The sequence below is a fragment of the uncultured Cardiobacterium sp. genome (assembly GCF_938028185.1).
Lineage (GTDB): Bacteria > Pseudomonadota > Gammaproteobacteria > Cardiobacteriales > Cardiobacteriaceae > Cardiobacterium.
In genome coordinates, this window is record NZ_CALJAH010000322.1 from 1 (window position 1) to 13326 (window position 13326).

Consider the following 13326-nt stretch of genomic DNA (forward strand, 5'->3'; position numbering starts at 1 on the left):
AGTCGCTACCCTGTATGTATAAACCATCCACCGAAAGCCTCATACGGTGTTGCGCCGCTTCGCCGGGCATCCTAAAAAATAGCAAAGCCATTTTTTAGGGAAACCCGCGTCGTACTGGTTGTACTGTCTTCAGCGACGCGCCTTGTCTGCAACTTGCGGTGGATGGCTATAGTACCGGGGTTTGACGGTGGGTGGCGCTGGTATCTTTACCGATGCAGGCAAGTGGCTCGCGGCGGCATGGGCGTTGTCGCTGGCGAGGGTGAGGGCAAGTGCCAATGGTTTGGGGATCATGGCTGTCTCCGGCGCTGTTGTAAGAAAGGCGGTCGGCTTTTCGGCTTGACCGCCTTGGGGTTATTCGCTCCCGTCTGTTTTCAGGAGCTCATCGCTGCGTATTGTGCCTTTTTCGCTTTCGATGGTGGTGAGGTATTGCGGCTGTTCCCAGGCGCCACCGGCGAAGCCTTTGCACAGGCTACTGGGTTCCAAATAGCTTTTGACGAAGTCTTTGCCGTCCCATTGGTAGGTAATGATGCTCCAGCAGTCGCCAATTCCACGGGTTTTTTGGCTGCCATGCAGGACGCCGGTTTTTTCGTCGTAGCTGTTCAGGCGGTTGTCGTAGGTTTTTTCGATGGTTTTCAGGTCGCGGCTGACGAGGGTGTAGAGGAGGCCTACGTTGTAGGCGCTAAACCAGCACGGGCTTTCGCTCAGGTAGTGTTTGTCGTCCAGCGGGTAGAGGGTGATGACGGCGTTTTCGCTGTCAATGCCGCGCTCTGCATCATGCGGGCAACGGTCGAAGTGGTCGTCTTTTTCGCTGAGGTTGAGGTATTCGTCTTCGCTGATGTAGTGCGCGGCGAGCAGTTTTTTCATGGTTGCAAAGTCGGCATCGCTTTTTTTCAGTTCGCGCGGGGCGTCTTGCGGCGGGGTGACGGCTTTGATGACGGGCAGCGCGTCAGGGGAGAGGACGGCGTTTTCGTTGTTGCCGCGTTTGATGAGGGCGGAGGCGGTATCCACGCGCTCCTGGAAGTCGTCCATTTTCAGCAGGACGGCGTTGGCGCCAACGGTGGAGAGCCGCCACTCTGGTTTTTTCGCGTTTTCGCGGAAGGTGATGCTGCTGTCTTTTTTCTGTACGGCGGCGAGCAGCGCCTCGGTTTGTGCCTGGTCGAGGCTGGCGCTGCCGTCGTCTTTCAGGGTAATGTTGGCGACGCTTTTGCCGTCTATTTGCATTTCTACTTGTGCCGGGGCGCTTTCAGAGTTGGCGTCAAGAAGGCTTATGGCGCCTTGCACGCTTTCTTTTTCGCCGGCTTTGCGGGTGAACTGGACGGAGACGGGCGGGTCGTCGCCTTCGTCGCTTTGGTAGCCAGCGGCGCGGCAGGTGCCGCTGTTGTCACAGACGATTTGCCAGTCGCCCTGTTCAAAGTCAATGCCGTCCAGCGCAAATGCGGCGATGGGCGCGGCGAGGAGGAGAGCGAGGGTTTTTTGTTTCATGGTTTTTCCTTTTTTAGGGTGAATAGATGTCGTGGGAAGATTGTTGGGGTGGGTATCCGGCGGGCGGTTTGCAGGCTAACCCCACCCCGGGCTTTCATTTTGATGCCGACAGCGGCGTCGCGTAGTAGTTTGCAGATTTTGTATTCGAATCACCCTTCCCTGTAGGGCGAAGCCCGCAGCGGGGAGGGACGGGGCTCCCTTGAGAAAGGCGAACGCCTTTCTCAAAAAACCACCGCAAGCGGTGGTTTCTTTTGTGTGAAAGGCGCGGTGGTTATGAACCCTGGATAAATTTGACGAAGGTTTGCAGCAGTCCGGCGTTGATGAGGTCAACGAGGAAGGCACCAACCATCGGTACGATGAGGAAGGCCTTGTGCGACGGACCGAAGCGTTCGGTGACAGATTGCATATTGGCAACCGCCGTCGGCGTCGCGCCGAGACCGAAGCCGCAGTGGCCGGCGGCGAGAACGGCAGCGTCATAGTCGCGCCCCATGACGACGTAGGTAATGAAGGTCGCGTAAAGCGCCATGACAATGACCTGGACGAAGAGGATGACCGTCACCGGCAGCGCCAGCGCGGTCAGCTCCCACAGTTTCAGGTCAAGCAGTGCCATCGCGAGGAAAAGCGAGAGCGAGGCATTGCCAAAGACGTCAATCGCGCGGTCGAACATGTTGAATTTGAAGACATTGGTCAGCACGTTGCGCAGGATGACGCCAAAGGCCAGCGCCCAGACGAATTTCGGCAGGTCAAGGATGGCCAGTACCGGTTTGAAATAGACTTTGTCGATGCCATCCATGATTTCGGCGAACGCCAAGCAGGCGGCGAACATGGCAAGGGTGTCGATGGCGGAATTGGCGGTAATCAGGCGTTTGCGCTCCGGTTTTTCAAACATGTCATTGGTATCGTCGCTGTTGTCGCTGCTGCCGTCATCGAGTTTTTCCAGCGGTTGGCGCTTCATTTTGTTGATGAGGCGGCGGGCAACCGGGCCGCCGATAAGGCCACCGGCAACGAGGCCGAAGGTGGCGCAGGCAATGCCGAGACCGGTCGCGTTGGCAAGGCCGATTTTCTCCAAATCCGGCCCCCAACCGGCGGCGGTACCGTGACCGCCGGTCATGGTGATGGAGCCGGCGACGAGTCCGAGCAGCGGGTTCTGGTCAAGCGCAACGGCAAGGCCAACACCAACGGCATTCTGGATGATGATGAAGATGCCGACGACCACGGCGAAGATAATCAGCGGCAGTCCGCCCGCTTTTAGGCGAGAGAAGTCGGCGCTGAGGCCGATGGAGGAGAAGAAAACCAGCATGAAGGCGTCGCGCAAGGATTTGTCGAAGGCGAAGCTGACGTGGTTGAAGACGTAGAGTGCGTAGATAATGACTGCGGCGACGAGGCCGCCTGCGACCGGCTCGGGGATGTTGAAATCCTGCAAGAAGCGGTATTTGCGTACCAGATAGCGGCCAAAGAGCAGGACGATGCTGGCGATAATCAGCGTGTAGTAGCTGTTGATCGTCCAAGTCGTGATTTCCGTTGTTCCCATGTGTTACCTCTCTGTCAGATGGTGTTAAAGCCGGTTTGCGGCAGGGCATGGTGTGTTTCCTGCCGCAAGGCGGCGGTTCGCGGTGCTTTCGCCCCGGACAGGCAATACTAGCATAGGGTTAATTTCTGTCAAACTTTCCTTCATGCTTTTCCAATGAAAAACGCCCGCATGGTGCGGGCGTTGTGGCGGATGGATGGTTTAGCGCTCGTGCAGCGCCTGTTTCATCCGGGTGATGGGCTTGATCAGGTACTGGAAGACGGATTTTTTGCCAGTCTGAATATCAACGGTAGCGACCATGCCGGGCAGAATGCGCAGTTCCTTGCCGTTTTTGTCGGTCAGTTTGCTGCCTTGGGTTTCGACCAGCACGCGGTAGTAGGACTGGTTGGCATCGAGGTTCAGTTCGCTACGGCGGCGTTCGTCGCTGAGTGTGTCCGGACTAATGAGAGTCACCGTGCCGTCAAGACCGCCATAGATGGCATAGTCGTAGGCAGAAAGTTTGACCGTGGCGTGCAGTCCGGGGTGAACGAAGGCGACGTCTTGCGGGCGGATGTAGGCTTGTACCAGCAAGGTATCGTCAATGGGGACAATTTCCATGATGTCCTGTCCGGCGTTGATAACGCCGCCGACGGTGGTGATTTTGATGTTGTTGACGATGCCGCGCATTGGCGAGCGGATGTTGGAGCGTTCCACCGGGTCGGCGTGCATGGCGAGGTTTTCCCGCGCCTGTGCCAGTTCGGCCTCGGTGCGTACCAGTTCGTTGTTCGCCTCGGTTTTGTACTGGTTGCGGCGCTCGCTGATTTGTAGCGCCAAATCGGCGGATTCGCGCTGCATTCGCAGCAGTTCGATTTCAGACGACACGCCGCGCTTGACCATCGCCGCGGTGCGACGGATTTGTTCGTCAAGGATGCGTTTGCTTTGTTGCAACCCGGTGACGGCTTCGTCCAGTGCGCGGCGGCGTGCCTTGTAGGCACTGGTTTCGCGGTCGCGCAGCTCTTTGGAGACGCTGGCGGGGAATTTGAGCGGTTCGTCGTAGGCTTCGCTGCGGTAGCGCGCCAGCATCGCTTCGAGGTTCACCACTTTTGCCTCGCTTTCGCGCAAGACGGCTGAGCTGCGGGTGTCGTCAATGGTGACGAGGATGTCGCCCGCCTCTACCAGGTCGCCTTCTTTGACGTGCAATTTGGCGAGGATGCCGGGGTCAAGGCTCTGGATGACTTGCAGACGGCTGCTGGGGATGATGGAGCCCTGGCCGCGCGTGACTTCTTCGAGGTCGCTGTTATACGCCCAGATGACGAAGGCGGTGAGGAAGGCGGTGAGGAAGAAGATGCTCCACCACAGGCCGCGGTGTTTTTCTTCTTGCAGGGCGGCGTTGAGGTCGCTGACGAGTTTCAGGTCTTTTTGCGACAGTTTTTGTTTTTTGTGAAATGCCATGCTGCAGGTCCTTTAGATGGTTTCCTGTTTGCCGTGTCCGGTAGCGGGTGGCTGGTTGCCTGCCACGGCGACGGGCGGGGTGGTCGGGCGTCCGCTCAGGCGGTCGAGTACCGCCTGTTTGGGGCCGTCCATGACGATTTGTCCCTGCTCCATCACGATGATGCGGTCAACCAGCATCAGGATTTGCGGGCGGTGGGTGACGACGATCATGGTGCGGTCGCGTACCCAGTCGGCGAGTGCGCGCAGCACTTGTTGTTCGGTGTTTTGGTCAAGGCCGCTGGTTGGTTCATCCAGCAGTACCACGCGCGGGTTGCGCAGGGTGAGGCGCGCCAGGCTGACGATTTGTTGTTGGCCGCCGGAGAGGCCAGCGCCGTTTTCGCCCAGTTGCATATCCAATCCGTGCGGGTGTCCCTGTATCAGGCGTTCGAGGCCAAAGCGCTTGAGCGCGTTCAAAAGGATTTCGTCGCTGTAGAAGCCGTCGGAGCGGGCAAGGTCAAGGTTTTCGCGCAGGGTGCCGAGGAAGAGGCGTGGCGACTGGGCAAGCAGCGCCACTTCGCTGCGCAGGAAGTACGGGTCAATTTGCCTTTCGTCCACGTCGTCCATGCTGACCATGCCCTGCTGCGGTTCGTACAGTCCGGCGGCGAGTTTGAGCAGGGTGGATTTGCCGCTGCCGATACGGCCAAGGATGGCGATTTTTTCGCCTGCCCTGACGTTGAGCGTGAGGTTGTCCAGTACCCGCTTGCCTTTGCCTTCTTTGCCGTAGGTGAAGGAGACGTTTTCAAAGCCGATTTTGCCCTGCGGGTGGTCAAGGGTGATGTATTGGCGGTCGGTGTGGCGTTCGACCGGGCGGCGGGTGATGTTGTTCACCCCTTGCAGGGCGAGGCGCGCTTGCTGGAAGCGTACCGCGAGGCCGGCGATTTGTGCGACCGGACCGAGGGCGCGGCCGGAGAGGATGACGCAGGCGATGAGTGCGCCCATGGTGATGCGCTCATGCACGTTTTCGGCGTGGATGAGGTAGGTGCCATAGACGACGAGGATGACGGTATTGAGCTGCTGGATGGCGGCGGAGAAGCTGGTGACGAAGTTGCTGATGTCGCGTGTTTTGATGCTGGAAGCGGCGGTTTTGGCGGTGTAGGCATCCCAGCGGCGCTGCGCCCAGCTGAAAGCGTTGTTTACTTTCAGGGTTTCCACGCCTTCGATGGCTTCGACGGCCAGCCCTTGTCGCTGTGATGATTCGCGCATGGATTCGTTGATGGAGCGCGCCAGCGGGAACTGGGCGAGAATGCCGGCGATGATGACCACCGGGATGATGGTCAGCGGCACCACCGCGAGTTGTCCGGCGACCATGTGCATCACGGTGATGAACAGCAGGAAGAACGGCATATCGACGAAGGCGAGCAGGCTGGCGCTGGTCATGAAGTCGCGCACGGATTCAAAGTCGCGCAGGTTGTTGGCGTAGGAGCCGGAGGAGGCGGGTTTGTCCGACATACGCAGTTGCATCACCCGGCGGAACAGTGCGGCGGAGATGATGAGGTCGGCTTTTTTGCCCGCGATGTCGGTCAGGTGGCCACGGATGAGTTTGGCGAGAAATTCAAAGAAGATGGCGAGCGAGACGCCGATGCTCAGCACCCACAGAGTTTCCATGGATTTGTTCGGAATGACGCGGTCATAGACGTTCATCACATAGAGCGAGCTCACCAGTGCAAGGAAGTTGATGAGGAAGGTGGCGATGATGACCTGGTAGTAGTAGCGGCGGAAGCGCCAAATGACCCGCCAGAACCAGCCTTTGGGCAGTTCGTATTCGGGCAGTTCGGAACGGACGTCTTTTGCCGCTTTCGGTTTGATGAACCAGGCGTAGCCGAGGTATTGCGCTTCCAGCTCTGCCGTGGCCAGGCGCTGTTCGCCAATGCCGGCAAATTCGATGACGGCTTCTTCGCCGTCAAGTTTTTTCAGCACCGCCGCTTCGCCGTCGTGCAGCAGTATCACGGCGGGTAATGCCAGTTGCGGGATTTTGCGCAGGGTGCGTTTTTGCAGGTTGTTTTCAAAACCCTGGTGTTTGAGCTCTTCGCCGAGGGCTTTTTGGTTAAAGTCGCCGGCGTCGTCGCGCGGCACGGAGGCGGCCAGTGTGACGCTGGAAACGGGACTGCCGAGCAGGCGGGTTAGCAGACTGATGTGTTCAAGCAAGCTGTTCATGGAATGCCCTTTCCTTCGTTGATGCGGTTATTTTTTGCGGGTTTTGCCCGCTGCGGTCTTGCGTGCGGCGCTGTTTTTGCCCGTGGTCTTGGTTTTGGCGACGCTGCGGCTTTCACTCTTGATGTTTTCCAGCGGATGTCCTTCGCTTTCCAGCACCAGTTCGCCGCTGTCGCTGACGCGGACGAAGACTTTTTCCGGGCCGGTGTAGGCTTCGCCGTAGTCTTCCTCGCTCATTTCCGGGGCGTCGTTGCCATCCACCGAGGTGAGGGTGAGCGGCGGCGGTTCGCCCTTGCCCTGTTTTTTGCTTTTTTGTTCTTTGGCATCGGGCGAGGCGTCGCCTTTTTTCCGTCCGCCGGATTTGGCGTTCGGGTCGCTGACGTCGGGGATTTTTGCCCATTGGGTCAGGCCGCCGGTGGCGGAGAGGTAATCAAGTTTTGCCTGCATCAGGTCGTATTGTGCCTGTACGCGCAGTTGTTTGACGCTCGCCAGCTCGCTGTAGGCGTTGACCACGTCGAGCAGGGTGCGGGTGGCGATTTTGAACTGGTCTTCGTAGTCCACGACTACTTGTTCCAGCGCTTTTGCCTGCGCTTCGCTGATTTCAATGCGCGACTGGTCTTCGCGCATTTGCAGGGCGGCGACTTCGGCACGCTGGACGAGGCTGTCGTAAATCTGATCCAGTTTGGCCTGCGCTGCGGCGGCCTGGTGTTTTTGCAGTTCGATGCCGGGCGCGGTCGCTTTGTTAAAGACGTCGGCGCTCATGGTGAGGTACACGGCGGAATCGTCGGTGTTCGCCTGCGCTTTGAGTCCGACGACCGGGTAACGCGAGCGCTCTGCCACTTTCAGCGCCGCCTGGATGCTTTCCAGTTCACGCGCCTGGGCGCGGTAGCTGGGGTGCGCCCGCGCGTCTTCTTCGCTGACGCTGTATTTGTTGAGCAGGTCGGTGATTGGCATATTGGCGAACGGGTCTTTCAGCTCGGATTCGGTCACGGGCGGATCGACGTAACGCGCGAGGCGGCGCAGGGCGAGGCCAAGGGCACGTTCGTAACTGATGATGGATTCTTGCACCTGGATACGGCGCGCGTCGGCCTGGGTAAATTCGGAGCGGCGGCCGGGGTCGTATTCAAGGATGATGCGCAATTGTTTGACGATGTGTTCGTGACGGGCGAGGTTTTCTTTCGCCACTTTCAGCGATTCGCGTGATTTCAGCGCTTCGAGATAGTCGGAGGCGATTTTGAACGCCAGTTCGTCGGCGGTTTCGCTGGTTTTGTTTTTGTAGTACTGGGTTTTGATGCGGTCGCGTTCGATGCTCGCGCCGGTGGCGCCGAAGTCGTAGAGCTTCCAGTCGGCTTCGAGGCCGGGGGTGAATTTGTATTTGCCGTCGCTGTTCAAGACGGGCTGGTTAACGCCCGCCTTCAGCGTCGGCCAACGACTGGCCTCCGTTTGTTCCAGGGTACTTTGTGCGACGCGCTGGTTCGCTTGCGCTTCGACGATTTGCGGGTCGTGCTCAACTGCGGCACGCAGTATTTGCGGCAGGTCCCTGCCGCTTGCCTGGATTAAAGAAGCTACCGCCACGAAAATCGTGACGGTAGCGGTACGGAGTAGCCGTTTCATGAGGTTCCTGTCAAGTCATCAAAGTAAAGTCCGTTTCATGTCGCCGAGGATTTGCGCCAGCAATGTGGTCATTCTGGCACCCAAGGCTCCATCTATTACACGATGATCATATGACAGGGACATGGGCAACATCAAGCGCGGGGCGAAATCTTTGCCGTTCCACACGGGTTGCATCGCCGAGCGCGAGACGCCAAGTATAGCAACTTCAGGGGCATTGACGATCGGAGTGAAGAATGTTCCACCAATGCCGCCGAGGCTGGAGATGGTCATTGACGCACCTGACATATCTTTCGGAGACAGTTTACCTTCGCGCGCTTTTTTGCTAATAGCGGCGAGGTCGGCGGAGAGGTCGTAGATGCCTTTTTGGTCCACGTCGCGGATGACCGGCACGACGAGGCCGTTCGGGGTATCAACGGCGATGCCGATGTTGTAGTACTTCTTCAGAATCAGCGCCTTGCCGTCCGGAGAGAGCGAGGAATTGAAGCGCGGCAACTCTTTCAGCGCGCTGGTCAGCGCTTTCATCAGGAATGCCAGCATGGTGACGCGCACGCCGCGTTTTTCCGCCTCTGCCTTGAGCGAGACGCGGAAGGCTTCGAGGTCGGTGATGTCGGCGTAGTCGTGCTGGGTGACGTGCGGGATGTTGAGCCAGCAACGGGTCATCGCCGCACCGGTCAAGACGTTGATGCGCGACAGCGGTTGTTCTTCGATTTCGCCAAACTGGCTGAAGTCCACCGCCGGAATCGGCGGGATGCCGCCCATACCTTGCGGGGCGGCGCCGCTGCTAATGCCACCCTTGCCGCCTGCAGCTGCGGCAACGCCGCCGCTGCTGAGCAGGGTTTTGACGAAGGCGCGCAGGTCGCTTTCGAGGACGCGGCCAAGACGGCCACTGCCCGGTACTTTGCCGAGGTCAATGCCCATTTCGCGCGCGATGCGACGGATGGACGGGCTGGCGTGGGCGGTGGCGAAGCCCGCTTCGTCAATTTGCGGGTTGGTGACGGGTGCCGGTGCGGCGGCAACTGGTGCGGGTGCAGCAGCAGGTGCTGGCGCGGGCGCCGGGGCGGCTTTTGGCGCTTCGGCAACCGGGGCGGGGGCGGCAACAGCAGCGGGCGCTGCGCCAGCGGCACCGCTCAGGGTGGCGATGAGGTCGCCCTGTTTGACTTTGTCGCCGACCTTGATGGCGACGCTGGCGACCGTCCCGGCGATTTCTGCCGGGACTTCCATGGAGGCTTTGTCGGATTCCAGCACGATCACGGACTGGCCGTTTTCGACGCTGTCGCCCGGTTTGATCAGGACTTCGATGACATCAACTGCATCAAAATCACCAATGTCGGGTACGCGGATTTCATTGCTCATTATTCAGTATCCTGTTTTTGAATGTGTTAGACGTGTGGCTTAGCGGTACAGCGGGTACTTGCCTTCGGTATCAATGCCGTATTTTTCAATCGCTTTTTGTACGTCAGCGGCTTGAACTTTGCCCTGGTCGGCGAGTGATTTCAGGGCGGCGACGACGACGTGATAGCGGTTCACTTCAAAGTGGCGGCGCAGCGCTTCGCGCGTGTCGGAGCGGCCAAAGCCGTCGGTGCCGAGGACGAGCATATCGCGCTCTTTCGGCAGGTAGGCGCGGATTTGGTCGGGGTAGGCGCGGATGTAGTCGGTGGAGACGACAATCGGGCCTTCCTTGCCTGCAAGCACTTCGTTCAGGTAGGCGGTGCGCGGCTTGCCGGTGGGGTGCAGGCGGTTGTAACGCTCGACGTCTGCCGCTTCGCGGGCGAGCAGGGTGAAGGAGGTCGCGCTCCAAACGTCGGAACCGATGCCCCATTCGTCGGCGAGCAGTTTTGCGCCGGCGATGACTTCCTGCAGGATGGAACCGGAGCCCATCAGCTGGACATGGCCTTTGCTGCCCTTGTGTTCGCCGATTTGGTGCAGCCCTTTGAGGATGCCGTGTTCGCTGCCTTCCGGCATTTCCGGGTGGGCGTAGTTTTCGTTGAGCAGCGTCATGTAGTAGTACACGTCTTCGTGTTCGGTGTACATCCGGCGGATGCCTTCGCGCACGATGACCGCGACTTCGTAGGCAAAGGTCGGGTCGTAGGGAATGCAGTTCGGAATCAGCGCCGCCTGCATATGGCTGTGGCCGTCTTCGTGTTGCAGGCCTTCGCCGTTCAGCGTGGTGCGGCCTGCGGTACCGCCGAGGAGGAAGCCGCGTGCGCGCTGGTCGCCCGCTGCCCAGGCGAAATCGCCGAAGCGCTGGAAGCCGAACATGGAGTAGTAGATGAGGAAAGGAATCATCGCCACGCCATTGACGCTGTAGGAGGTGGCGGCGGCAATCCAGTCGCACATGGCGCCCGCTTCGTTGATGCCTTCCTGTAGGATTTGCCCGTCGGCGGCTTCCTTGTAGAACATCAACTGGTCGGCGTCAGACGGGGTGTACTGCTGGCCGAGCGGGTTCCAGATGCCGTACTGGCGGAACATCCCTTCCATGCCGAAGGTGCGGAATTCGTCCGGCACAATCGGCACGATGTGCTTGCCGAGCGCCTTGTCTTTCATCAGCGCGCCGAGGACGCGGACAAACGCCATCGTCGTCGAAATCTCGCGGCCTTCCTTGGTGGCGGCGGTGATGGAGGCGAAGGATTCCAGCGACGGCGCGGGCAGGGAAGCGGCGCGGTCGTGGCGCTCCGGCAGGAAACCTTGCAACTTCTCGCGGCGCTCCAGCAGATAATTCTGCTCCGGCGAACCTTCCGGGAATTTCAGATATTCAACTTTCTCGACCTGCTCATGGGTGAGCGGCAGATTGAAGCGGTCGCGGAAGGCAAGCAGCTGTTGCAAATCCATTTTCTTGGACTGGTGCGCGACGTTTTGCGACTCTGCCGAGCCGCCCATCGCCCAACCCTTGACGGTGTGCATCAGAATCAGCGTCGGTACGCTGCTTTCCTGCGCCGCCTTGTAAGCGGCGAAGACCTTGAGCGGGTCGTGGCCGCCGCGTTGCAAATTCCAAATTTCCTCGTCGGTCATGTCGGCAACCAGCGCCTTCAGCTCCAGCGAATTGAAGAAATGATCGCGGATATAGGCGCCGTTCTTGGATTTGTACGTCTGATAGTCGCCGTCGTTGACTTCCATCATCCGCTTGCGCAGCACGCCATCGACATCGCGGGCAAAGAGCTTGTCCCACTTGCTGTCCCACATGACTTTAATAACATTCCAGCCGGCGCCACGGAACTCGCCTTCCAGCTCCTGCACAATCTTGCCGCTGCCGCGAACCGGGCCGTCAAGGCGTTGCAGGTTGCAGTTGACGACGAACACCAGATTGTTCAGATGCTCGCGTGCGGCGAGACCGATTTGCCCACGGGATTCCGGCTCGTCCATTTCGCCGTCGCCGAGGAACGCCCAGACCTTGCGCCCGGTGTTCTTGATCAGGCCACGGCTTTCCAGATAACGCATGAAGCGCGCCTGATAAAGCGCCATCATCGGGCCGAGACCCATCGAAACCGTCGGGAACTGCCAGAAATGCGGCATCAGCCACGGGTGCGGGTAGGAAGACAAGCCGTTGCCGCCCACTTCCTGACGGTAATTATCGAGCTGCTCCTCGGTGAGGCGGCCTTCAAGGAAGGCGCGGGCGTACATCCCCGGCGCGCAGTGACCCTGGAAGAAGACCAAATCGCCGCCCTGCTCGCCGTCCTGACCGTGCCAGAAGTGGTTCTGCCCGACCTCGTACATCACCGCAGAGGATGCAAAACTGGCGATGTGGCCGCCGACGTTGGTGTGCTTGCCAGCGCGGATGACCATCGCCAGTGCGTTCCAGCGCACATAAGCCTCGATGCGCTTCTCCAGCTCCAGATTGCCGGGATAGGACGGCTGGCGCTCCACCGGGATGGTGTTGTAATACGGCGTTGTGAAGCCGCTCTCAAAGCCGAGACCGTCACGCGCGGCCTGCTCCAGCAGCGTTTCGAGGATGAAATGCGCACGCTCCTCACCCTCCTCACGCAGCACACTGGCCAGCGACGCCAGCCATTCCCGGGTTTCTTGCGGGTCGATATCTTTATTCATCTTTTAGTGCCTCCAAAAAATAAGAATTTAACCATGCGCAACACGGCGCAGAAGCGGCACAAATTGTAGCACGCCCGCACCCGCGTCGCACGGGCGGCAAGGGGGCGCGTAAAAAAAGAATCCATAAAACAAATTACTACCTCATAAGCCCACGCAACATTAAGCGCAGACGATAGACGGTGCAGACAAATAAAAACCGCACGACGGGAAACAGCGCCGCACGGTTGCAATCGAAATGCAGGAAGTTGCTGCCCGCGCTGCCAAAGAATCCCGGCGCTTCGCGCTGGTCAAACGCGCCCCCGACAAAGACCGGCAGGCCGGAGATGATGGAGCCGCCGATGGTCGGCGCCGGGCGATGCGCAGTAGTATCCGCCGGAATGCTGGTGCGAGGGTTCGCCCTGTAGTGAGAAAACCGAACAGCGAGCAGTTTGGAAAATATCGCTGAGGCTGACCGCACTTTGATTAAAGATAAAGCAAAAAATTATCTGAAAGAGCGTTTCAGGCGACATTTCAATTTTCACTACAATGAGAATTTATCTGTAAAAACCAAGAAACTTGCATTACAATAAAAACAATCAGCATCAAAATAGAAAATTTTCATTATGTTGCAAACCGTATTCGACCGTCCGCTCTACCTTAATCGTTTGAAAAATACCAAAACAGCGAATTTATCAAGGTCATTATCGGTGTGCGCCGTTCGGGCAAGACCTTTGTGCTGAAAATGTTTCGCCGTCATCTGCAACAAAGCGACGTGGCGGAAGCGCAGATTGTGTTTCTGAACTTTGAATCCATGCAGTATCAGCCGTTGCGCACTGTCGAAACGCTGCACCGCCATGTGATGGAGCGCGCCGTGGCCGGGCAGAAAACGTATCTGTTTTTTGATGAAATCCAGCGGGTGGTGGACTGGGAAGATGCAGTAAACAGCCTGCGGGTGGATTTGGATGCCGATATTTACCTGTCCGGCCCAAATTCCCCGCTGCTGTCGGGCGAGCTGGCGACGCTGCTGGTGGGACGAATGGTAGAAATTCCCGTTTTTCCAT

At 58.7% G+C, this 13326-nt stretch carries 9 protein-coding genes; 1 reads left to right on the forward strand and 8 read right to left on the reverse strand.

The features are described from left to right. Positions 1–129 precede the first annotated feature (129 nt). From Q0349_RS09435 to aceE, 8 genes are all read right to left on the reverse strand, one after another. Positions 130–291: a hypothetical protein gene (locus Q0349_RS09435; protein WP_298080634.1), complete on the reverse strand. Its 162-nt coding sequence runs from the start codon at positions 289–291 to the stop codon at positions 130–132. Positions 292–351: 60 nt separating this feature from the next. Beyond that, positions 352–1482 carry a DUF1176 domain-containing protein gene (locus tag Q0349_RS09440; RefSeq protein WP_298080635.1) on the reverse strand — a complete coding sequence of 377 codons (1131 nt, stop codon included), beginning with the start codon at positions 1480–1482 and terminating at the stop codon, positions 352–354. Positions 1483–1753: 271 nt separating this feature from the next. Then, positions 1754–3013 carry a sodium/glutamate symporter gene (gene gltS / locus Q0349_RS09445; RefSeq protein WP_298080636.1) on the reverse strand — a complete coding sequence of 420 codons (1260 nt, stop codon included), beginning with the start codon at positions 3011–3013 and terminating at the stop codon, positions 1754–1756. 198 nt (positions 3014–3211) lie between these two features. Further along, positions 3212–4441, reverse strand: a complete 1230-nt coding sequence (locus Q0349_RS09450) for an HlyD family type I secretion periplasmic adaptor subunit (RefSeq protein WP_298080637.1) — start codon at positions 4439–4441, stop codon at positions 3212–3214. Between the two features lie 12 nt (positions 4442–4453). Then, positions 4454–6634, reverse strand: a complete 2181-nt coding sequence (locus Q0349_RS09455; protein ID WP_298080638.1) for a type I secretion system permease/ATPase — start codon at positions 6632–6634, stop codon at positions 4454–4456. Between the two features lie 27 nt (positions 6635–6661). After that, the gene (locus tag Q0349_RS09460) at positions 6662–8245 is read right to left on the reverse strand and encodes a TolC family protein (RefSeq protein WP_298080639.1); all 1584 of its coding nucleotides are present in this window, start codon (positions 8243–8245) and stop codon (positions 6662–6664) included. A gap of 18 nt (positions 8246–8263) precedes the next feature. Then, positions 8264–9598, reverse strand: a complete 1335-nt coding sequence (gene aceF, locus Q0349_RS09465; RefSeq protein WP_298080640.1) for a dihydrolipoyllysine-residue acetyltransferase — start codon at positions 9596–9598, stop codon at positions 8264–8266. Between the two features lie 39 nt (positions 9599–9637). Continuing rightward, positions 9638–12286: a pyruvate dehydrogenase (acetyl-transferring), homodimeric type gene (aceE, locus tag Q0349_RS09470; protein WP_298080641.1), complete on the reverse strand. Its 2649-nt coding sequence runs from the start codon at positions 12284–12286 to the stop codon at positions 9638–9640. 721 nt (positions 12287–13007) lie between these two features. Between aceE and Q0349_RS09475 the strand changes: the two genes are divergently transcribed. After that, positions 13008–13326: AAA family ATPase (locus Q0349_RS09475; RefSeq protein ID WP_298080642.1), on the forward strand; the 319-nt coding region annotated here is incomplete at its 3' end.

Coding starts and splice junctions, on each gene's coding strand:
- Q0349_RS09450 (WP_298080637.1), bottom strand. CDS start 4,441: ATGGCATTTCACAAAAAACAAAAACTGTCGCAAAAAGACCTGAAACTC.
- Q0349_RS09440 (WP_298080635.1), bottom strand. CDS start 1,482: ATGAAACAAAAAACCCTCGCTCTCCTCCTCGCCGCGCCCATCGCCGCA.
- gltS (WP_298080636.1), bottom strand. CDS start 3,013: ATGGGAACAACGGAAATCACGACTTGGACGATCAACAGCTACTACACG.
- Q0349_RS09460 (WP_298080639.1), bottom strand. CDS start 8,245: ATGAAACGGCTACTCCGTACCGCTACCGTCACGATTTTCGTGGCGGTA.
- aceE (WP_298080641.1), bottom strand. CDS start 12,286: ATGAATAAAGATATCGACCCGCAAGAAACCCGGGAATGGCTGGCGTCG.
- Q0349_RS09435 (WP_298080634.1), bottom strand. CDS start 291: ATGATCCCCAAACCATTGGCACTTGCCCTCACCCTCGCCAGCGACAAC.
- aceF (WP_298080640.1), bottom strand. CDS start 9,598: ATGAGCAATGAAATCCGCGTACCCGACATTGGTGATTTTGATGCAGTT.
- Q0349_RS09455 (WP_298080638.1), bottom strand. CDS start 6,634: ATGAACAGCTTGCTTGAACACATCAGTCTGCTAACCCGCCTGCTCGGC.